The following is a 16,724-nucleotide window of genomic DNA, read 5'->3' as shown; positions in this document are numbered from 1 at the left end:
TCATCGAGCAGGGGTGGTGATCATTCGGGGTCGTAGCCGCCCTCGCCGTCCCACTGGTCCAGGCCCTCGCGGACCGGAGTGATCGCCCTGCGGTCGGGGCGCCGCCAGGTCGAGGTCGCCGCGTCGGCCCAGGCGGTGGAGGAGCGGGGGTCGGCGTCGTAGGACGCCCAGAAGCGCGCGTGTCGAGCGGCCTCCTCGAGGAGACCGTCGGCGTCTGCGCCGAGTCGGTGCGACCCGGCGTCGACGGCGGCCAGCGATGCGGAGGGGCGTGGGGGCGGGGTGGAGACACCCGTCGCGGTGCTGAGGAGTGCGGTCATGCTCGGACCCTACGCCTCGGCCGGGGGTGCGGACGAGACCGCCCGATACTGCTCGCCCGGAACGACTCGAAGTCCCGCGAGCGGTGGGGTGCCGGGTCCGGTCTTCGCGTCGACGGCGCAGATGCGCGTCGATTGTCGGAGAAAGCACACGCGCGCCGGGTCGTTGGGCGTAGCCTCCACCCCGACCCCATCCGGACCCCCTTCGCGTGGCAACGGCATCCACCCCGGATGCACCCGACGGCAGGATCCTCATGGGACGACTCGTCTACGACTCGCGGCTCGACGTGCACTTCGACGACCGCGTCCTCGCTCATCTGCAAGCCGTGATCGGGATCCGGCTGCGCCGAGGTGAATCGTTCTACCTCTCCTGGAAGGACCTGCCGAACGTGGGCAACGGCCGCTCCTCGATCTGGCTGGATCCCAGGATCGCGCTCTGCTTCCGCTACGGCAGCGGGCCGGCGGTCGTGATCGACGGGGACAGGGTCAGGCGATGGGTCGCCGACTCCTACTCCCCGGGCGGGCTCCGCGTGACGGAGGATCCCGTCTGATTCGCCGAGCGCGGGAGCGTGTCGGCGTCCGACCCGCGGGCGGTGGTGCGGGGGACCCGTCTCAACGCCCGAGCGGCCTGGTACTCACTCCCGTGCGTGGGTCGGCGGGTCGAAGTCGAGGTCGAGATCGACGTCGTCGCGGTGCTGCGCGGCGATGTCGGCGGCCGACTCGACCACGGGCCGCGCGACTCCGAGAGCGCCGGCGAGTTCGGTGAGGTGCTGCACGAGGGCGTCGTCGGTGAGCTCGCTCGCCGACTCCTCCTCGGGTGTCTCGGAGAAGAGCTGGCTGGAAGGGCCGATCAGGATGGAGGCCTCGCCGCGCTCGCCGGTCGACAGCAGCACCGGGATGTCCACCGTCGCCGACGACTGCTTCCCCGCGAGTGCCTGGGCGTAGGCGAGGACGGCCTGGGCGATGTCGGTCCCGGTGAGGACGGAGTCGCCGGCGTAGAAGATGCGCTGCATCCTCTCGTTGTACTCGCGTCGGTCCGCCGGCGCAGGGGATTGCGGTGGCACGGTCGCCCGTGGAGGCGACACGACCGCGTCACCAGGGGCGGGCGGATCCGTCGGCGCCGAGCCGGTAGAGAGCGGTGCTGACCGGAGCGGCGTCGCCGGACTCGTAGAGGCCGCGGGCGAGCTCGCGGAGGCCCTCGACAGCCTCGGCGTCGTCCGTCCCGCAGAGGTGCATCGCGACGCGCTGCCCGATCGCGACCACCGGGTCGCCGGCCACGAACTCGTCCACGAGCGCGTGCACGACGTCCGCGCGCAGGATCAGGGACGCCGCGAGGTCCTCGCTGCCCTCCGGCATCTCGAGGCGGAACCGCCCGTCGCCGCCCGACGCGACGGGGGCGATGCGCGCGAGCCAGGCGAGCGACTCCTCCGCGACCGCCGCCTCGGTGAGGCCGAGCCGCTCCGCCGTCGCCGGGGTGACGTACTCCCACGCCGCCTCCCGCTCGAGGACGTACGCCACGATCAGTCCCGAGTCGTGCACTCTGAGCAGCGGGCCGTCGGACCGAGAGCGCAGGGATGCGGCGGCGCGATCGTCCATCACCAGCGGGTACAGCGGCACGGCGTCGGCACCGACGCGCGCGGTCCCCGCCACCGGATCGACGACCACGGGAACGGGATCCGGGTCGGCCGGACGTCGTCGGGAGAACAGTCCCACGTCGGTTCCTCTCTCGAGCGGCCGCGGTGCTGCGGAGGCAGGACCCATCCTGTCGCGGTCCGGCACACGGCGCCCGAACGGGGTGCCCCGGTCCGCGTTCCCACCGCTGGGGCGACCGCACGAAGAGCCTTTCCGCCCTGCCGTGACCCGCTGATGGGGGGCCGCAGAGGGGATCCGCAGCACCCGGCAGCCATCGGGTAGGCGGTTACCGTGAAACGTGCCCCGCTTCCGACGCCTCTCCGCGCTCGCCCTCGCGGCAGTGGTGTCCGGGCTCGTCGGATGCTCGGGCCCGTCCGCCGGGGCGATCGCGTCGTGCGTCGTCCGCCCCGCCGCCGAGATCGTGCCCGCGGAGGGCACGCTCTTCGGAGTGAACCTGGACTGGGGAGCCGAGACGCTGAAGGAGTACAGCACGGCTCTGGGCGAGCGCCCGTCCGTCGCGGTGGCCTTCGCCGATCTCCCGCTGACCGCGGGGGAGCGCGACGAGGTGCACGCGGCCGCCGAGCAGCTGCGGGTGAACGGCGGGACGCTCCTGCTCACCCTGGAGTCGATCGGCGGTCTCGCCGCGGTGACCGACGACGTCGCTGCCGACATCGCCGACCTGGCCGCCGCGGTGAACGAGCGGGGCGTGCCGGTCATCGTGCGGTTCGCGCACGAGATGAACGGCTCCTGGTACGCGTGGGGGCAGCAGCCGACGGCGTACGTCGAGACGTTCCGGCGGGTGGCGGCGGCCGTGCACGCGGACGCTCCCGGGACGGCGATGATGTGGGCGCCCAACAGTGCCGAGGGGTACCCCTTCTCAGGAGGTGCCTCCGCCGCGCAGCCGGGGACCGCGGACTTCGCCCTGCTCGACACGACCGGCGACGGGGTCCTCACCCTCGACGACGACCCCTACGCGCCGTACTACCCGGGCGACGACGCCGTCGACTGGGTGGGCATGTCGCTCTACCACTGGGGCTCCGCGCATCCGTGGGGCGAGAACGAGCTGCCCGAGCCCGGCAAGTTCGCCGCGCAGCTGACCGGCACCTACAGCGGGGCTGCGGGTGACGAGACGGCGGCGCCGGACTTCTACCGGACGTACGGAGTCGAGCACGGGAAGCCCGTCGCGATCCCCGAGACGGCGGCGCTCGTCGTGCCGCGGGGCGACCCGGAGGGGGAGCTCGCGATCAAGCAGGCCTGGTGGCGGCAGGTCCTCTCGGAGGACGTCGCGACGCGGTTCCCGAGCATCCGGATGGTCAACTGGTTCGAGTGGGACAAGTTCGAGCCCGAGGTGCAGGACGAGGTGCACTGGTCCGTCCTCGACGACGACGAGACGCGGAGGGCGTTCCGCGCCGATCTGCCGGACGGGCTCGTCTACTCCGACCTGTCCGAGCGCTGCACGACGCCTCCCGCGCCCGTCGGCTGATCCGGGGCCGGCGCGGCTCAGCTGTGCGTCGTGTTCTCCCGCATCTCCTCGAGGGTCAGCTCCGGCGCGCCGCCGGCCGCCGCCGGGTCCATCCAGACGAAGTCCCAGTGGTGGCCGTCCGGGTCGTCGAAGCTCTTCGAGTACATGAACCCGTGGTCCTGCTCGCCGGCGGGCGTCGCGCCCGCGGCGAGGGCCTTCGCGTGGATCGCGTCGACCTCCTCCTTGCTCTCGGCGCTGAGGGCGAGCTGCACCTCGGTCGAGGTGGTGGCGTCGATGATCGACTTGCTGGTGAACTCGGCGAAGAACTCCCGGGTCAGCAGCATGGCGACGATCGTGTCGCTGATCACCACGCTGACGGCGTTCTCGTCGCTGAAGCCCTCGTTGATCGAGTAGCCGAGCGATTCGAAGAACGAGCGGGAGCGGGCGAGATCGTCCACGGCCAGGTTGACGAAGATCATGGTGGGCATCGGTGCGCCGTTCCTCTCGGGGTGCCGGCGGCTCGCCGCCGCCGATCGTCCCTGAATGATGATGAGGCGCTCGAGACGGTGTCAAGCGACGGGGACGAGTGGTGCGGCCCGGATCCGGCGGGCACGACAGCTATCGCGCCGGGACGTCCTTCCCTACTGTGGGACCGACCACGGGTCCGCAACGGTGCAGGCCGGGAGGCGCGCGTCGTGGCGATCGTGAGGAGCTGGCTGATGAGACGGTCGATCGAGGCGCTGGTCGTGGCGTGCATCGCGGTGATCGCGATGGTGTCGGCACCCCTCGCGGCGAACGCGGCCCCCGCGGATCCGATCGAGTTCACCACGACTCCTCCGGAGTCCTACCACTACTGGCACTTCGGCAGCTTCGACGAGCCTCTGTCCGTCGACAGCGGAGTGCGCACCTTCGTCGCCGATCCCGGTCTGCCCGTCGACGAGACGGTCCGCTGCTGGTCCTCGACCTCGCAGCAGGAGTACGTCGAGCAGACCAGGACCGAGGCGGAGTGGGCGGAGTCGCCGACCATCACCCTCCCCGCCGACTTCACCGTCGATCCCGGCGACCTCGTGGAGGTGACCTGCACGACGGGCCAGGAGGAGTACTACTCGGGCTTCTACGTCCGCTGGAGTCTGACCGCGGTCGCCGGCGGGAGCGCGACGAAGACGCTGCCGAACGATCCGTCGACGGCCTGGTCGCGCCACTCGTACAACTACGTCAGCCCCGAGCAGCCGACCGTGGTGCCGGCCCGTCTCGGAGACGCGGTCCGCGTGACGGGGCCGACGGGCACGTTCCTCCCGGATCAGACCCTGAAGGGCGCGTTCGGGCTCGGCGACCCCCGGATCGGATTCGACTACCTCTACTTCTCGGAGGATGCGGTGGTCTCGGCCGACGGATCCACGCTGACCTTCACCCTTCCCACCGACGTGTACCCCCTCTTCAACGACGAGATCCTCTACGCGCGCTTCGCGACCGGACCGACGACGGACGAGTTCCCGGACGGGGAGACGAGCGACCGGACGGTGTGGTGGGGAGGCTTCGACGTCAGCGCCGATGCACCCCTCGCGGACTCCTCGACGCGGATCGGGCTGGCGCTGAGCACCGCCCTCTCGGTGCAGCGGGTCCGCGCGACCGCTGTCGTCACCGTGCCGGACGCGTCCTCCCCGGCCGGGCCCGTGACCTTCCTCGTCGACGGGGAAGTGGTCGCGACGGCGGCGGTCGGCACCGATACGCGGAGTCGCGCCTCGGTGCTGCTGCCGCGGCTGCCGCGAGGGAGGCACCTCGTCACGGTCGAGTACGGCGGGAGCAGTTCCGTCTCGCCCTCGGTGAGCGCTCCCGCGCGGCTGCGCATCCTGTTCTGAGCCGGGGCGACAGGTCTCAGGCGGGGTCGGGGTACGTGAGGAAGTCCAGGTCCGGCAGGTCCGTCATCTCCTCGTTCCAGGCGGGCCGCGAGGGCTGCATCCGCCGCGTCTCCTGCTCGATGTGGGCGATGGCCTCCGCATCGACCGGCTCCTCGCCGTGGCTGTTCTCGACCGGCGTCGACCACAGCTGGCTCGCGGGTCCGATGAGGAGGTGCGCCGTGGCGCTGCTCCCACCCTCGGTGATCACCGGGACGGAGATCACGTCGGACTTGCCGACATCGGCCAGGGCGCGCGCGTAGCGGAGGACCGCCTTGCAGGTGACATCGGCGACGAGCATGGTCCCGCTGGAGTAGTGCAGCTTCCTCATGACGACCACGGTGCCGGAGCCGCGCGCGGGTCGGGAGGGGATTGCGGGCAGCCGCCCCCCTCCTCTACCGCGTCCTCAGAACTGGCGCGCGGCGACGTCCGCCCGGTGCGAGGCGGCGATGATCTCGCGGAGCCGGTCCGCGGTCACGGGCGCACCCGGGTCGGCGAGGTAGTCCTTCGCGAGGCCCTCGAGGTCGGCGGCGTAGACCGGCGTGTAGGCGCCGGACTCGGGCTCCGTGCGCCACGACTCGGCGAGCGTGCCCGCGTCGACCGGCTCGAAGCCGAGGTCGTCGACCAGCGCCGAGACGGCGGCCTTGGCCTGCTCGTCGTCCCCGGAGACCGCGAGCGCGGTGCGCGGGGTCGAGTGGGCGAGGTTCGGGATGTGGTGCCAGAGGATGTTGTTGAAGGCCTTGACGATGACCGCGCCGGGGAGGAGCTCCTGCTCGAGCTCGGCGGTGGTCAGCTCGAGGGTGTCGAGTCGGGCGATCCGTCCGTCGCGGTGGGGGTAGTAGTTGCCGGTCGAGAGCACGGTGCGGCCGTCGAGGGCGCCCTCGGGCAGGCCCGGGTAGGCGCCCAGCGGCACGGCGAGGACCGTGATGTCCCCGAACTCCGCGGCCTCGAGCGCGTCGCCGGCCCGCGCCTGCGGACCGAGTTCCTCGATCAGGTCGCGGAGCGACTCCGGACCGCGTGAGTTCGCGAGGAGCACCTCGTGCCCGGCGGCGATCGCCAGGCGGGCGATGCCGCTCCCGATGTCTCCGCTGCCGATGATCCCGATGCGCGTCATGTCTGTCTCCTTCGTGAGGGGGTGGTCGTAGGGGTGGTCGTGGTGGGGGTCAGCCCCGGCCGGGGACGGGGGACGTCTCCCAGCCGCTGCGGGTGAGCTCGGCGAGAGCCGCGCCGGACGTGGGGTCCGCCAGTGCGGCGCCGCGCACCCAGCTCTGGGCCAGCGCGGCGAGGAAGAGGTCTCGCGCCCGGACGTCGCTGCGCGCTCGGCCGTCGCGCTGCGCGGCGTCGAGGAACTCGGCCGTCGTGGTGACGAATCCCTCGCAGGTGATCGCGAGGGGGGACGAGTCGGCGTTCGTCGCGGCGCGGAGCGGGTCCGGGAGGCCCTCGTAGGCTCCCGCCCAGTCGACGACCGCGCGGAGCCAGCCGTCGAGCGCCTCGGCCGGGTCGACCGACCCGTCGCGGAGCGCCTCACGCCGGGCGACGAGCGCGTCGTCGCGGTCGGCGAGCAGTGCCGCCAGGAGCGCCTCGCGGGTCGGGAAGTGCCGGTAGAGGGTTCCGGCACCGATGCCGGCCCTCTTCGCGATCGCGTCGAGCGAGCCGCGGACGCCGTGCTCGGCGAAGTGCTGCTCGGCGGTGTCGAGGATCAGGTCCCGATTGCGCTGGGCGTCCGCCCTGGGCGCCCGGCTGCGCGTCGTCTCGGTGGGAGGCACGGCCGCTCCGTTCTTATCGGAGACTGTCTCCGTATCACCACGAGCATACGCCCGCCGACCCGATCCGGGGATGGTCCATCCCCGGACGACCGGTCTCTGCCTCGCCTCGCCGGACGGGCCTAGGGTCGCTCGGGCCGCCCGACCAGGGGCGGTACGACGAAGGAGCTCGACCACATGAACCTCACCGGGAACACCATCCTCATCACCGGCGGCACCTCGGGCATCGGCCTCGCGCTCGCCCTCCGCCTGCACGACGCCGGTAACACCGTGATCGTCGCGGGGCGGCGCCGGGCGCTCCTGGACGCCCTCACGACCGAGCACCCCGGACTCCACGCGATCGAGCTCGACATCGCCGATCCGGAGTCGATCGCCCGGGCCCGCGCGAGCCTGGAACTCACTCACCCCGACCTGAACGTCCTCGTCAACAACGCCGGGATCATGCTGAGGGAGGACCTGCTCGATCCGTCCGACGTCGGCATCGCCGAGCAGCACGTGCAGACCAACCTGCTCGGCACGATCCGGATGGTCTACGCGTTCGCCCCGGTCCTGGCAGGCAGGGACGGTGCCGCGATCCTCACCCTCTCCTCTGCGCTCGCCTTCGTGCCGTGGGCGGCGACCCCGACCTATAGCGCCACGAAGGCCGCGCTCCACTCGTTCACCGAGAGCGCCCGCATCGCGCTCGCAGGAGCGGGTGTGCAGGTCGTCGAGATCGTGCCGCCCGCGGTCCGGACGGCCCTGCTCGGTCAGGAGGACAGCCAGCAGGCCATGCCGCTCGACGAGTACGTGTCCGAAGTGCTCGCGCTGCTGCGCGAGAACCCGGACGCCCGCGAGCTGGTCGTCGAGAACGCCCGCTGGGCGCGCGACGCCGCGGCGAACGGCACCTACGCCGGCCTCGTGAGCTCGCTCAGCAGCCTCTGACCGGGCCTGAGCCGGGGAGCGGGGGATCGCCGATCCCTGGCTCCGCTCCGGCTCCGGGCCCATCATGAGCGGATGGACAGACGACTGCTCGCCGAATTCCTCCGTTCGCGCCGCGAACTGCTGCGCCCGCGCGACGTCGGGCTGTCGGAGGGGCCGCGGCGGCGCGCCCCGGGACTGCGCCGCGAGGAGGTCGCGCAGCTGGCCGGCATGTCCACCGACTACTACGCCCGTCTCGAGCAGCAGCGCGCTCCCGTCCCGTCGACGCAGATCGCCGCGGCGCTCGCCCGGGCGCTCCGCCTGACCCTCGACGAGCGCGACCACCTGTTCGCCCTCATCGGGCACAATGCGCCGGGCAGGTCGGTCCACTCCGACCACGTGAGCCCGGCACTGATGAGCGTGCTCGACGGGCTGACCGACGTGCCCTGCCTCGTGCAGAACGACCTCCACGACACCCTCGCGATGAATCCGCTCGCCATCGCGCTGATCGGCGACGAGACGAGATTCACCGGCGCGGACCGGAGCGGCTTCCACCGCTGGTTCACCGATCCCGACGAGCGCCGCCCCTACCCCGTCGACGCGCAGGAGGAGCACGGCAGGTTCCTCGTCGCCCGCCTGCGGATGGCCACGACGTCGGGCAGCGACACCGCGCGGGCCGTGACGCTCGCGGCCGAGCTCTCGAAGCGCAGTGCCGAGTTCGCCCGCCTCTGGCAGCTGCACGAGGTCGCGCGCAGCTACGACGACTGCAGGATCCTCCTGCACCCCGAGCTCGGACCGATCGAGATCGACGCGCAGATGCTCTTCACCGAGGACCGCTCGCAGACGCTCCTCCTCCTCAACCCGGGCGGCAGCGGTGAGAGCCGCAGCAAGCTCGACCTGCTGAAGGTCATCGGCCGCCAGAGCCTCGGTCCCCGCGTCGCGGCGGACTGACACCGGGCTCTCCCTGGAGACCGCTGAACTTCCCGACCTGGTCGCGATCCGTCCAGACTGGTTCTTCGAGCAGGACGAGCACGTCCAGGGCGCCTGAGCCGGCTCGCCGTCCCCGGAAGGACCCTTCATGACCACCCTCCCCACCCTCGCCGTGACGGGCGTCACCGGCGTCCTCGGCGGCTCCGTCGCCCGCGCGCTCGCCGCCGACGGAGTCGCCCAGCGGCTGCTCGCCCGCACCCCCGCGAAGGCCCCGCAGCTGCCGGACTCCACCGTCCATCCCTTCAGCTACAGCGATCGGCCCGCCTCGATCGAGGCCCTCACCGGCGTGGAGACCCTCTTCATGGTGTCCGCGTCCGAGAGCGCCGACCGCCTCGACCAGCACCGCACCTTCGTCGACGCCGCAGCCGCCGCCGGCGTCCGGCACATCGTCTACACGTCGTTCATCGCCGCCGCCCCCGACGCGGTCTTCACCCTCGCGCGCGATCACGGGGCGACGGAGGAGCACATCCGGGCGTCCGGCATGGCGTGGACGTTCCTGCGCGACAGCTTCTACATCGACTTCATGGAGGCGCTGGTGGGCGAGGACGGAGTGATCCGCGGCCCCGGAGGCGCCGGACGCGTCGCGATCGTGTCGCGCGCCGACGTGGCCCGCACCGCGGTGGCCGTCCTGCGCGACCCCTCCGCGCACGCCGGACGCACCTACGACCTCACCGGCCCCGAGGCGCTGAGCTTCGCGGAGATCGCCGCGACGATCGCCCGTGTCCGCGCCCGCGAGGTCTCGTTCCACGACGAGAGCCTCGAGGAGGCCTACGCGTCGCGCGCCGTCTACGGCGCCCCCGATTGGCAGGTCGACGCCTGGGTGAGCACCTACACCGCGGTCGCGAGCGGCGGCATGGCCTCCGTTAGCGACGCCGTCGAGTCCGTGACCGGAGTCGCCCCGCAGTCCCTCGAGGCCTACCTGGCGTCGACGCCGCGCTGATCCGGGCCGGTCGAGTCTGATGGATCGGCCAGGCAACGACGTCCAGCCCGCAACGGGGACACGACGAGCATTGCACCACCGAAGAGACTCTGAAGAGGTCGCGCTAGTAGAACGAAGTGCGTTATGCGCTGACGGGACGAGCCTCACATCGAGTCTGCTGGCAAAAGTTGCGCTTAGCCCAACTCGAACGGCTTCAAACTGCTCGTCTCGCGACGATCGCTTTGATGCATTTACGACGCGTAGCCTCGAACATTAGCGCGGGATGTTCGATAAGCACATTGAATGGGTGGCCGGTCGACCATCAATCGTGGACTCCTCCCAAATCAGACATAGGCACCCCGTCGACTTCAAAAGCATTTTGGCCGTCAGCTGTACGCGTGAATGTAACGCCCCCCGCTTTAGGTTGCTCGAGGTCGGATACCCTCCACTGCACTCGCCAGTCGAGTCCTCGGTCGCGAAGCATATGCGTGGCCTCCGCAGTAAAACGCACGGTTGGCGGGTGAACGGGATTGACGAGATCGCTTCTGCTTCCGGTCAACATTCCCCGGATGGTGATCGTTGCCGGGAGGCAGCTAAGCGGAAAGTTGTAGTTATCTGACAGGAGAACCGTCCTCCGCCCTCCCGCGAAAAGTTGTTGCACAATGTAGGACCGAACTCTCCCAGCGAGCTTCTTCACGTGACGCGCAGCTACCTTGATGATTGCGTCTATCTCTCCATACCCATGCTCCAGGGAGTCGCTTGCTTTTCTCGCGGACTTGTAGAGACCAAGATCCCCGTCAAAGAGAATTCGCTTACGAATTTCTGCGTCGACCTGTCTTTTATCAATTCCCCAGTGCTCGGCGAGGCCATCCGCGCCGCCAAACTGTTCAAGCAATGGCACGCGCGCGATTGGCGTGAGTGCTTCCATGGCCATGTAAAGGAAGGCAAACGACATCAGGCCCTCTCCTTTGCCCCAATGGCGCAGCGCTGTCATGTAGCGGCTAATCCCTTGCCAGAGCGTCTCAGAGTATTCATGCTCCGCCAAAGCCTTCATCCCTGCACGTACGAATTTTGGTGACTCGCGTACCACGGAAGGGGGTACCGAGTAGCGATCTGTTTGGGACAGAAATAACGCATCATGCTCTTCGGATTCTGGTGTAACCTCGTAGAGAATTTCCAGCGTCGGTTCTTCTGTTGCCGCGTTCGTGAGAAAGCTAACTACCGCCACACTGTCTTCGACCGCATTTCTGAAGCGATGTTCGGCATCGTAGATATCAGCCCCAGATCCTTCGCCGAAGATCCAGATCCCGTTCGGGACTTTACCAATTGTGCCATGCGCATTGTAGTTTCCCATGCGAACGGAGACTATTTGATCCCCCGTGTCGATATTCACCTGTAACTGTTGACCTGGCGGCATGAATACTGCCGATTTTGCCCGGTAGGCTCCACGCGCACGCACCTGCTTAGGTATCTGTGACGACATGAGCAGACACTAGCATCGAGATCCTAACTGCGCGAGTTGTCGGTGGCGTTCTGACTGCGTTGATGGCTGCGTGTCGCACGTAAGTGACCGGTCGCTGCAACGCGAAGTCTGAGCGCAACCGTCGACCTGTTCAGTCAGAATAGAAACTGAATGACGCCAGGTCGATTGCTCTAGCCGTCGTCCCTATATGACACCCGTTGTTGGCGAGCCGCTCGAACAACGCGTGTAGCCCTAAGCCTCAGCCAATTTGTCATGGCGTGATTGCTGTACGTGCTGTTACTCTTCACTTATGTCGGCACGTACGCAAAATGAAGTTATTGCTCGGGGCACGTACTGGGCCAATTCAGCCGTGTACATCCCTTCGGTTGTGAAGTTGCAGAATGTCAGGAGTGACACGAGCGAGAATTCTGCTGTTTGGATCACTAGTCCTGAAGAGCAAGGAGAGGTTGGTCCGGTTCCAAACGGAATCCGAATCTCGGGAGAAGAGCGTGGAGAGGACTTGCATGATGCCGAAATAAGGCTACGGAACGTCGTTGAAGACGCGATTCGCCTTGTCAGCTTTTTGACAAATGCGGCGATCGATGAGCCGAGAATCGAGGATCTTTATGATGTGAGGTCGGAGCTAGAGGAGCACGAAGCGGTATTCGCATCTAGTACCGACCGTTACCCGGCACCCCCACCAGTCGTTCGAGAAGCGCCAGGGTTTGTCGGTGAAGGAATGAAAGGTCTTCGAGAGCATCCGCAGTCGAAACGGCTCGGGCGCGGAATTCGCTTCTACGTCACCGCCTTAAGAAGTTGGAGGAAAGGGCACGAGCCGGTCGCGTTTAACTTCTTATACATTGCGATGGAAGCACTCACTCCTGTCGCGCGTGGACCGTGGTCCGAAAAGTTTGGCGGCTTGGACGGTCTCGCTGCGGAGTGGGGTGTGGAGAAGGGAAAGGTCGATGAGGAAGTGCGCAGACGTATTCTCTTCCAGGGAAAGACTGAACTTCACGAACGAGCAAAGGCGGCTAGTGATTCGATGGAGCACGGGTTCGGGGAGATGGGAAATATTGTAGATATTGCGGAAGCCGAGGTCGAGGAACTTGCGGCATTAGTGCGGTCTTACATCGTTTCTCGCATCTTCCTTGAAGGAGAATGTCGGTCGGATCTTTTGTCTGGCGATTACGCACGGCCCATCGGCTGTGTTCCTGTGACAGGTTTCGCTCGAGGATTCCTACGTGGCAATAATGCCGATTTGATTCACCCGGATCAGCATCCCTCAGTCTGCTTCGCTGTTGAAGTCACGCAATTCGTCCGGGACCAGGGAATGGATTGGCGGGTGCGGTGGAATCCGTCAGAGGTTGAGCATCGTTTTGCGGCCGGCGTAGGCTTTCGAGCTACGTCGATTGGGTTGAATGCCTCCGAAGTCGATGGGCTTCCGTTATCTGAGACCTAGTGGGGAATGTGGAATGTTTGACTGGCTCAGGATTAATGAGTCGGTTATTCGACTATCTCGGTGGTTCTATCTCTTGGACGTTCGGCGCGAGTACTACAGACAGGGGAGAACTGCCGCTTCGCGTCTTTGAGTGCCAGCAATTACAGGGGGGGCACGACGCTTTGCGCGAGCTGGCCTTCCCCTGAATGAGAGAGCCGGTGGTGCCGCGGCGAGGAGTCGACCGAGTGCTCGGCCTAAAAAATCGCGTCCGAGACGAGGCGGCGGGCGTGCTCGTCGACGAGTCGGTAGAAGACGCGGGTGCCGTCGTGCCGAGTGGTGACCATGTGCGCCAGGCGCAGCTTCGCGAGGTGCTGCGACACGGCGGTGGGCGCCTTGTCGACGAGTCCGGCGAGCTCGGTGACGGAACGCTCGCCGTCGCGCAGCGCGCGGATGATCCGCACGCGGGTGATCGGCAGGCGCACCAGGTCGTCGAGACCGCCTGGCGGGCGATGCCGACGACGGCGCCGTCCGTGATCGACGGGTTTGAGGAACCGGGTCGTCGCCGTGCTGTCGACGCGGGTGCTCGGGATCCGGCTCAGGCTCCGGATCGCAGAGAGGGCGATGCGCGCGAAGGCGTGAGGTCGGGTTGCGGTCGGAGCGCTACCGAGCGCGCCGGAGCGCCATCGCCGCCGCGACGACGAGCGCGAGCACCGCGACTCCCACCGAGAGGAGGACGCCGGTCTCGAAGGCACCGGCGTACGCGGTGTCGTAGGTCGGGTAGTCGGTGATCTGAGTGTGTGCGAGCCACAGCATGAACGCGACGGTCGCGGCGATCCCGGCCGTCGCGAGGGCGGCGACCCGAACGGTGCGTGCGCCGGCCGGGGCCGCCGGAGGGGGCTTCGTTGCTGTCATGCACTCCAGGATGGGGGACGTCAGTGAACAGCGCACCACCGGCGAGCGAGCGGTTCCGGTCGCTCGCTCGAGCGAGTCTCCACGCTCACTCCACTGGCCCTGCCGCCGCTCCTGCCGGGCGTCATTCTCGCTGACGACCCTCCCCCCGGAGCCTGCTCACGAGGAGGCGCAGGCCCGCGTCGTGCCTCCGCTTCCACGCCGAGATCTCCGGAGCCGCGAGCGGGTCGCCGTCCGCGCCGGCCGAGACGTACTGCAGCAGGGCGATGTCGACGAGGGTCGCGAACACGTCGTCATCAGCCTCGGTGGAGCGGCCGGCGACTCCGATCGTCGCGGCGCAGTCGATGCCCGGACTCGAGAGGGCGAGGGACCACAGCTGGATCGGCCCCGAGGTCGTGCGCCTCGCGTGATCGGTCTTCGTGTGAGTGACGGTGATGACGACCCCGCCGACCGTTCGCTGCATGTGCCGCTCCTTCTCCTTCAGTCTCACGGGGAGTGAGGTGTCGACGCGCTCGGTGCCGGAACGGCCCGTTCTCGAGAGCCGAGGGGCGGGGAGTCCGTGGCGAACCTAGGGTGGACGCCATGGACACGACCCCGCCACCCCCGAACGAGTCCCGCGCTCAGGCGGAACGCGCGCTGCGCGCCATCCGGAACATGGACGACGGAGCCGACCCGGGTGCCGAGGCCTTCGCCCTCTCGAACGACTTCACCGATCGCCAGCTGGAGCGGCTGCGCGCCCTCTGGCGCCGCCGAGGGCGCCACGGGAAGCCCGACCGCACGAGCTGAGCGGAGCACGCGGCCGGGCGCCCGGCCTGCGTCACTCCTCCGGATCGACCACGAGCGCGGTGCCGCCGCCGCGACGCTCGGGTTCGGCGACCGCGGTCATCCGCCCCGAGGAGTCGACCTCGATCGCGGCGACGGCTCCGATCTCGGCGGCCGAGGTGAACGAGTCGCCCGAGGGCGTCAGCTGCTGACCGAAGGGCGCCAGGTCGTCGGCGTACGCCTCGATGAAGCCGGGCTCGGCCGTGGTCGCCGCCGCGTTGCGCTGCGAGGCGCGGGGAGCGGCCACCGCCTCCGGGAGCGTCATACCGAGGTCGATGCGGTTGACGAGCGTCTGGAGCACCGTCGTGATGATCGTCGATCCGCCCGGCGAGCCGACGACGAACTTCACCTTGCCGTCGTCGAGCACGATGGTCGGCGACATCGACGAGCGCGGACGCTTGCCCGGCTCGATCCGGTTCGGGTCGCCGTCGACGAAGACGGGGGAGAAGTCGGTGAGCTCGTTGTTGAGGAGGAAGCCGCGTCCGGGGACCGTCATGGCCGAGCCGCCGGTCTGCTCGATCGTCAGCGTGTAGGAGGCGGCGTTGCCCCACTTGTCGACGACGGAGAGGTGGGTGGTCGAGATGTTCTCGGTGTCGGCCTGCTCCTCGGAGAGGGCGGTCGCGCATCCGGAGCCGTCGATCGCGCCGGGAGCGACCGGGCGGACGGAGGCGGTCGTCGGGTCGATCGTGCAGTCCCGGGCGTCCGCGAACTCCTGGCTGAGCAGCGTGTCGGTGGGCACATCGGTGAAGGCGGGGTCGCCGATGTAGGCGCCGCGATCGGCGAACGCGCGGGCGGACGCCTCGAGGTAGAGGTGCAGGGCGCTGCCCGTGCTCTCGGCTCCGAGGTCGTGGTTCTCGAGGATGTTCAGGGCCTCGCCGACCGCGATGCCGCCGGAGGAGGAGGGCGCCATGCCGTAGACGTCGAGTCCGCGGTAGGAGACGCGGGTGGGCGCCTGCTCGAGGACGGAGTAGTCGGCGAGGTCGGCGGCGGTGAGCGAGCCGGCCGGGGCGGGCAGGGCGGAGTCGGGGGCGGCCCGGGGGTTCTGGACCGTGTCGGCGATCTCGGCGGCCAGCGGTCCCTCGTAGAACGCGCTCGGACCCTGCGCCGCGATGCGCGTCAGCGTCTTCGCGAGGTCGAGGTTGCGGAAGGTGCTGCCGACCTTCGGAGCGTCGCCGCCGGGGAGGAACAGCTCCGCGGTGTCGGGGAACGCCTGGAACCGCTCGAGGTTGTCGAGAGTCTGGTTGCGGAAGGTCTCGTCGACCGGGAAGCCCTTGGCGGCCAGCGCGATGGACGGTGCGAGCACGACCGGGAGAGGCAGGGTGCCGAACCGGTCGACCGCGGTGTCCCAGGTCGCGACGGTGCCCGGGACTCCGACCGCGACACCCGACGAGACGAGGTCGGGCGTGAAGGTGTACGGCGCGCCCGTCGCCGGGTCGAGGAAGGCATCGGGCGTGATGCCCGCCGGCGCGGTCTCGCGTCCGTCGATCGTGCTCACCTCGCCGGAGGCGGCGTCGAAGTAGACGAAGTAGCCGCCGCCGCCAATCCCGGCGCTGTAGGGCTCGGTCACGCCGAGGGCGGAGGCGGTCGCGACCGCGGCGTCGGCGGCGTTGCCGCCGCGCTTGAGCACCTCGAGTCCCGCGCGGCTCGCGCGGGCGTCGACCGACGAGACCGCGCCGCCGTAGCCGACCGAGGTCGAGGGCGAGACGACCGGCCCGCCGAGGGCGTCGCGGACGTCCCCGAGCGACGGCAGCCCGTCCCGCGGGAAGACCGGCCTGTCGAGAGCGGACGCCGGTGCGGCACCCGCCGCTCCGAGTGAGACGACCGCGACCAGCGCGAGCGCGATCCGGCGGAGACGGGGTGTCGTGTCCATGGCGTTCCTCCGGTGGAACTCGGTGGTGCGTGGCGGGTTCCCCCAACCTAGGGGGGTACGGGCGCACGGGCTAGGGGGCGGTCGGGTCTCGACGTGGCGCTCCTGCCGCAGCGTCGGTGTCTCGGCCGGTCCTGTCCGCAGCTTCGGCTGCAGGAGTAAGGCCGGACGCGGTGGATCGCCGGACCTCGCCGGAATCGACGCGTTCAGCCTTACTTCTGCGGGCCGGACCGTTCGCACCCGAGGTTGAGACGGGCCGCGCGGGCCTCCTCTGGATCAGCGCCGCCTCCTGACCTCGGTTGCAGACGACACCCCTCTGCGGAACGCACCGCCGACCCCGACCCGACACCGTCG

19 protein-coding genes and 1 pseudogene are annotated in these 16,724 nt (G+C 69.1%); 8 read left to right on the top strand and 12 right to left on the bottom strand.

Translation table 11 applies throughout. From position 1 onward, the window contains the following. Nucleotides 1-20: 20 nt before the first annotated feature. Nucleotides 21-317, bottom strand: coding sequence for a hypothetical protein (locus C1I63_RS00540; protein ID WP_107573365.1), 297 nt, complete (start codon nucleotides 315-317; stop codon nucleotides 21-23). Nucleotides 318-568: 251 nt separating this feature from the next. Between C1I63_RS00540 and C1I63_RS00535 the strand changes: the two genes are divergently transcribed. Further along, nucleotides 569-865 carry a DUF7882 family protein gene (locus C1I63_RS00535; RefSeq protein WP_107573364.1) on the top strand — a complete coding sequence of 99 codons (297 nt, stop codon included), beginning with the start codon at nucleotides 569-571 and terminating at the stop codon, nucleotides 863-865. An 84-nt stretch (nucleotides 866-949) separates the two neighbouring features. Here C1I63_RS00535 and C1I63_RS00530 read toward each other — a convergent pair whose 3' ends face one another. Both C1I63_RS00530 and C1I63_RS00525 read right to left on the bottom strand, forming a co-directional pair. Then, nucleotides 950-1,327 carry a hypothetical protein gene (locus tag C1I63_RS00530; protein ID WP_107573363.1) on the bottom strand — a complete coding sequence of 126 codons (378 nt, stop codon included), beginning with the start codon at nucleotides 1,325-1,327 and terminating at the stop codon, nucleotides 950-952. 79 nt (nucleotides 1,328-1,406) lie between these two features. Continuing rightward, nucleotides 1,407-2,027: a hypothetical protein gene (locus C1I63_RS00525; protein ID WP_107573362.1), complete on the bottom strand. Its 621-nt coding sequence runs from the start codon at nucleotides 2,025-2,027 to the stop codon at nucleotides 1,407-1,409. Nucleotides 2,028-2,244: 217 nt separating this feature from the next. Here C1I63_RS00525 and C1I63_RS00520 point away from each other — a divergent pair, with 217 nt between their 5' ends. Next, nucleotides 2,245-3,429 carry a glycoside hydrolase family 26 protein gene (locus C1I63_RS00520; protein WP_244906935.1) on the top strand — a complete coding sequence of 395 codons (1,185 nt, stop codon included), beginning with the start codon at nucleotides 2,245-2,247 and terminating at the stop codon, nucleotides 3,427-3,429. 17 nt (nucleotides 3,430-3,446) lie between these two features. Here C1I63_RS00520 and C1I63_RS00515 read toward each other — a convergent pair whose 3' ends face one another. Next, complete coding sequence (locus tag C1I63_RS00515) at nucleotides 3,447-3,896, bottom strand: VOC family protein (RefSeq protein WP_107573361.1); 450 nt, start codon at nucleotides 3,894-3,896, stop codon at nucleotides 3,447-3,449. 231 nt (nucleotides 3,897-4,127) lie between these two features. Here C1I63_RS00515 and C1I63_RS00510 point away from each other — a divergent pair, with 231 nt between their 5' ends. Further along, nucleotides 4,128-5,267: an Ig-like domain-containing protein gene (locus tag C1I63_RS00510; protein ID WP_146168327.1), complete on the top strand. Its 1,140-nt coding sequence runs from the start codon at nucleotides 4,128-4,130 to the stop codon at nucleotides 5,265-5,267. Between the two features lie 16 nt (nucleotides 5,268-5,283). On the opposite strand, the gene C1I63_RS00505 is transcribed toward C1I63_RS00510, so the two are convergent. From C1I63_RS00505 to C1I63_RS00495, 3 genes are all read right to left on the bottom strand, one after another. Then, nucleotides 5,284-5,634, bottom strand: a complete 351-nt coding sequence (locus tag C1I63_RS00505; protein WP_139344463.1) for a hypothetical protein — start codon at nucleotides 5,632-5,634, stop codon at nucleotides 5,284-5,286. A gap of 75 nt (nucleotides 5,635-5,709) precedes the next feature. Further along, entirely contained in the window at nucleotides 5,710-6,417 is a 708-nt protein-coding gene (locus C1I63_RS00500; RefSeq protein WP_107573359.1) for an NADPH-dependent F420 reductase, read from the bottom strand. A gap of 49 nt (nucleotides 6,418-6,466) precedes the next feature. Further along, nucleotides 6,467-7,069 carry a TetR/AcrR family transcriptional regulator gene (locus C1I63_RS00495; RefSeq protein WP_107573358.1) on the bottom strand — a complete coding sequence of 201 codons (603 nt, stop codon included), beginning with the start codon at nucleotides 7,067-7,069 and terminating at the stop codon, nucleotides 6,467-6,469. Between the two features lie 174 nt (nucleotides 7,070-7,243). Here C1I63_RS00495 and C1I63_RS00490 point away from each other — a divergent pair, with 174 nt between their 5' ends. The 3 genes from C1I63_RS00490 (at nucleotide 7,244) to C1I63_RS00480 (ending at nucleotide 9,893) form a co-directional block, all read left to right on the top strand. Next, complete coding sequence (locus C1I63_RS00490) at nucleotides 7,244-7,987, top strand: SDR family oxidoreductase (RefSeq protein WP_107573357.1); 744 nt, start codon at nucleotides 7,244-7,246, stop codon at nucleotides 7,985-7,987. Nucleotides 7,988-8,059: 72 nt separating this feature from the next. Beyond that, nucleotides 8,060-8,914 carry a helix-turn-helix transcriptional regulator gene (locus C1I63_RS00485; RefSeq protein ID WP_107573356.1) on the top strand — a complete coding sequence of 285 codons (855 nt, stop codon included), beginning with the start codon at nucleotides 8,060-8,062 and terminating at the stop codon, nucleotides 8,912-8,914. Nucleotides 8,915-9,041: 127 nt separating this feature from the next. Further along, nucleotides 9,042-9,893: an SDR family oxidoreductase gene (locus C1I63_RS00480; RefSeq protein ID WP_107573355.1), complete on the top strand. Its 852-nt coding sequence runs from the start codon at nucleotides 9,042-9,044 to the stop codon at nucleotides 9,891-9,893. A 301-nt stretch (nucleotides 9,894-10,194) separates the two neighbouring features. On the opposite strand, the gene C1I63_RS19330 is transcribed toward C1I63_RS00480, so the two are convergent. After that, a complete protein-coding gene (locus C1I63_RS19330; RefSeq protein WP_146168326.1) occupies nucleotides 10,195-11,355 on the bottom strand; it encodes a hypothetical protein in 1,161 nt (386 codons plus the stop codon). Nucleotides 11,356-11,644: 289 nt separating this feature from the next. On the opposite strand from C1I63_RS19330, the gene C1I63_RS19325 reads away from it, so the two are divergent. Beyond that, the gene (locus C1I63_RS19325; protein ID WP_146168325.1) at nucleotides 11,645-12,793 is read left to right on the top strand and encodes a hypothetical protein; all 1,149 of its coding nucleotides are present in this window, start codon (nucleotides 11,645-11,647) and stop codon (nucleotides 12,791-12,793) included. 236 nt (nucleotides 12,794-13,029) lie between these two features. On the opposite strand, the pseudogene C1I63_RS00475 reads toward C1I63_RS19325, so the two are convergent. From C1I63_RS00475 to C1I63_RS00465, 3 genes and pseudogenes are all read right to left on the bottom strand, one after another. Then, nucleotides 13,030-13,257 (bottom strand): annotated as a pseudogene (locus C1I63_RS00475) (ArsR/SmtB family transcription factor); the annotation flags it as partial. 175 nt (nucleotides 13,258-13,432) lie between these two features. Beyond that, nucleotides 13,433-13,684 carry a hypothetical protein gene (locus C1I63_RS00470; protein ID WP_107573354.1) on the bottom strand — a complete coding sequence of 84 codons (252 nt, stop codon included), beginning with the start codon at nucleotides 13,682-13,684 and terminating at the stop codon, nucleotides 13,433-13,435. 121 nt (nucleotides 13,685-13,805) lie between these two features. Then, nucleotides 13,806-14,144, bottom strand: a complete 339-nt coding sequence (locus C1I63_RS00465) for a hypothetical protein (RefSeq protein ID WP_107573353.1) — start codon at nucleotides 14,142-14,144, stop codon at nucleotides 13,806-13,808. 119 nt (nucleotides 14,145-14,263) lie between these two features. Between C1I63_RS00465 and C1I63_RS00460 the strand changes: the two genes are divergently transcribed. Beyond that, nucleotides 14,264-14,467: a hypothetical protein gene (locus C1I63_RS00460; RefSeq protein ID WP_107573352.1), complete on the top strand. Its 204-nt coding sequence runs from the start codon at nucleotides 14,264-14,266 to the stop codon at nucleotides 14,465-14,467. A gap of 31 nt (nucleotides 14,468-14,498) precedes the next feature. On the opposite strand, the gene ggt is transcribed toward C1I63_RS00460, so the two are convergent. Beyond that, complete coding sequence (ggt, locus tag C1I63_RS00455) at nucleotides 14,499-16,373, bottom strand: gamma-glutamyltransferase (RefSeq protein WP_107573351.1); 1,875 nt, start codon at nucleotides 16,371-16,373, stop codon at nucleotides 14,499-14,501. Nucleotides 16,374-16,724 lie beyond the last annotated feature (351 nt).

Origin of the sequence: Rathayibacter caricis DSM 15933 (genome assembly GCF_003044275.1) — a bacterium.
In the GTDB taxonomy this organism is placed as follows: domain Bacteria; phylum Actinomycetota; class Actinomycetes; order Actinomycetales; family Microbacteriaceae; genus Rathayibacter; species Rathayibacter caricis.
Note: the sequence above shows the minus strand (reverse complement) of the source record. Positions and strands in the feature narration are given on the sequence as shown.

Bases quoted from the DNA above. Each gene is read 5' to 3' on its own strand.
- C1I63_RS00500 (WP_107573359.1), bottom strand. From the start codon at position 6,417: ATGACGCGCATCGGGATCATCGGCAGCGGAGACATCGGGAGCGGCATC.
- C1I63_RS00460 (WP_107573352.1), top strand. From the start codon at position 14,264: ATGGACACGACCCCGCCACCCCCGAACGAGTCCCGCGCTCAGGCGGAA.
- C1I63_RS00465 (WP_107573353.1), bottom strand. From the start codon at position 14,144: ATGCAGCGAACGGTCGGCGGGGTCGTCATCACCGTCACTCACACGAAG.
- C1I63_RS00510 (WP_146168327.1), top strand. From the start codon at position 4,128: ATGAGACGGTCGATCGAGGCGCTGGTCGTGGCGTGCATCGCGGTGATC.
- C1I63_RS19330 (WP_146168326.1), bottom strand. From the start codon at position 11,355: ATGTCGTCACAGATACCTAAGCAGGTGCGTGCGCGTGGAGCCTACCGG.
- C1I63_RS00480 (WP_107573355.1), top strand. From the start codon at position 9,042: ATGACCACCCTCCCCACCCTCGCCGTGACGGGCGTCACCGGCGTCCTC.
- C1I63_RS00485 (WP_107573356.1), top strand. From the start codon at position 8,060: ATGGACAGACGACTGCTCGCCGAATTCCTCCGTTCGCGCCGCGAACTG.
- C1I63_RS00505 (WP_139344463.1), bottom strand. From the start codon at position 5,634: ATGAGGAAGCTGCACTACTCCAGCGGGACCATGCTCGTCGCCGATGTC.
- C1I63_RS00515 (WP_107573361.1), bottom strand. From the start codon at position 3,896: ATGCCCACCATGATCTTCGTCAACCTGGCCGTGGACGATCTCGCCCGC.
- C1I63_RS00540 (WP_107573365.1), bottom strand. From the start codon at position 317: ATGACCGCACTCCTCAGCACCGCGACGGGTGTCTCCACCCCGCCCCCA.
- C1I63_RS00470 (WP_107573354.1), bottom strand. From the start codon at position 13,684: ATGACAGCAACGAAGCCCCCTCCGGCGGCCCCGGCCGGCGCACGCACC.
- ggt (WP_107573351.1), bottom strand. From the start codon at position 16,373: ATGGACACGACACCCCGTCTCCGCCGGATCGCGCTCGCGCTGGTCGCG.
- C1I63_RS00535 (WP_107573364.1), top strand. From the start codon at position 569: ATGGGACGACTCGTCTACGACTCGCGGCTCGACGTGCACTTCGACGAC.
- C1I63_RS19325 (WP_146168325.1), top strand. From the start codon at position 11,645: ATGTCGGCACGTACGCAAAATGAAGTTATTGCTCGGGGCACGTACTGG.
- C1I63_RS00490 (WP_107573357.1), top strand. From the start codon at position 7,244: ATGAACCTCACCGGGAACACCATCCTCATCACCGGCGGCACCTCGGGC.
- C1I63_RS00530 (WP_107573363.1), bottom strand. From the start codon at position 1,327: ATGCAGCGCATCTTCTACGCCGGCGACTCCGTCCTCACCGGGACCGAC.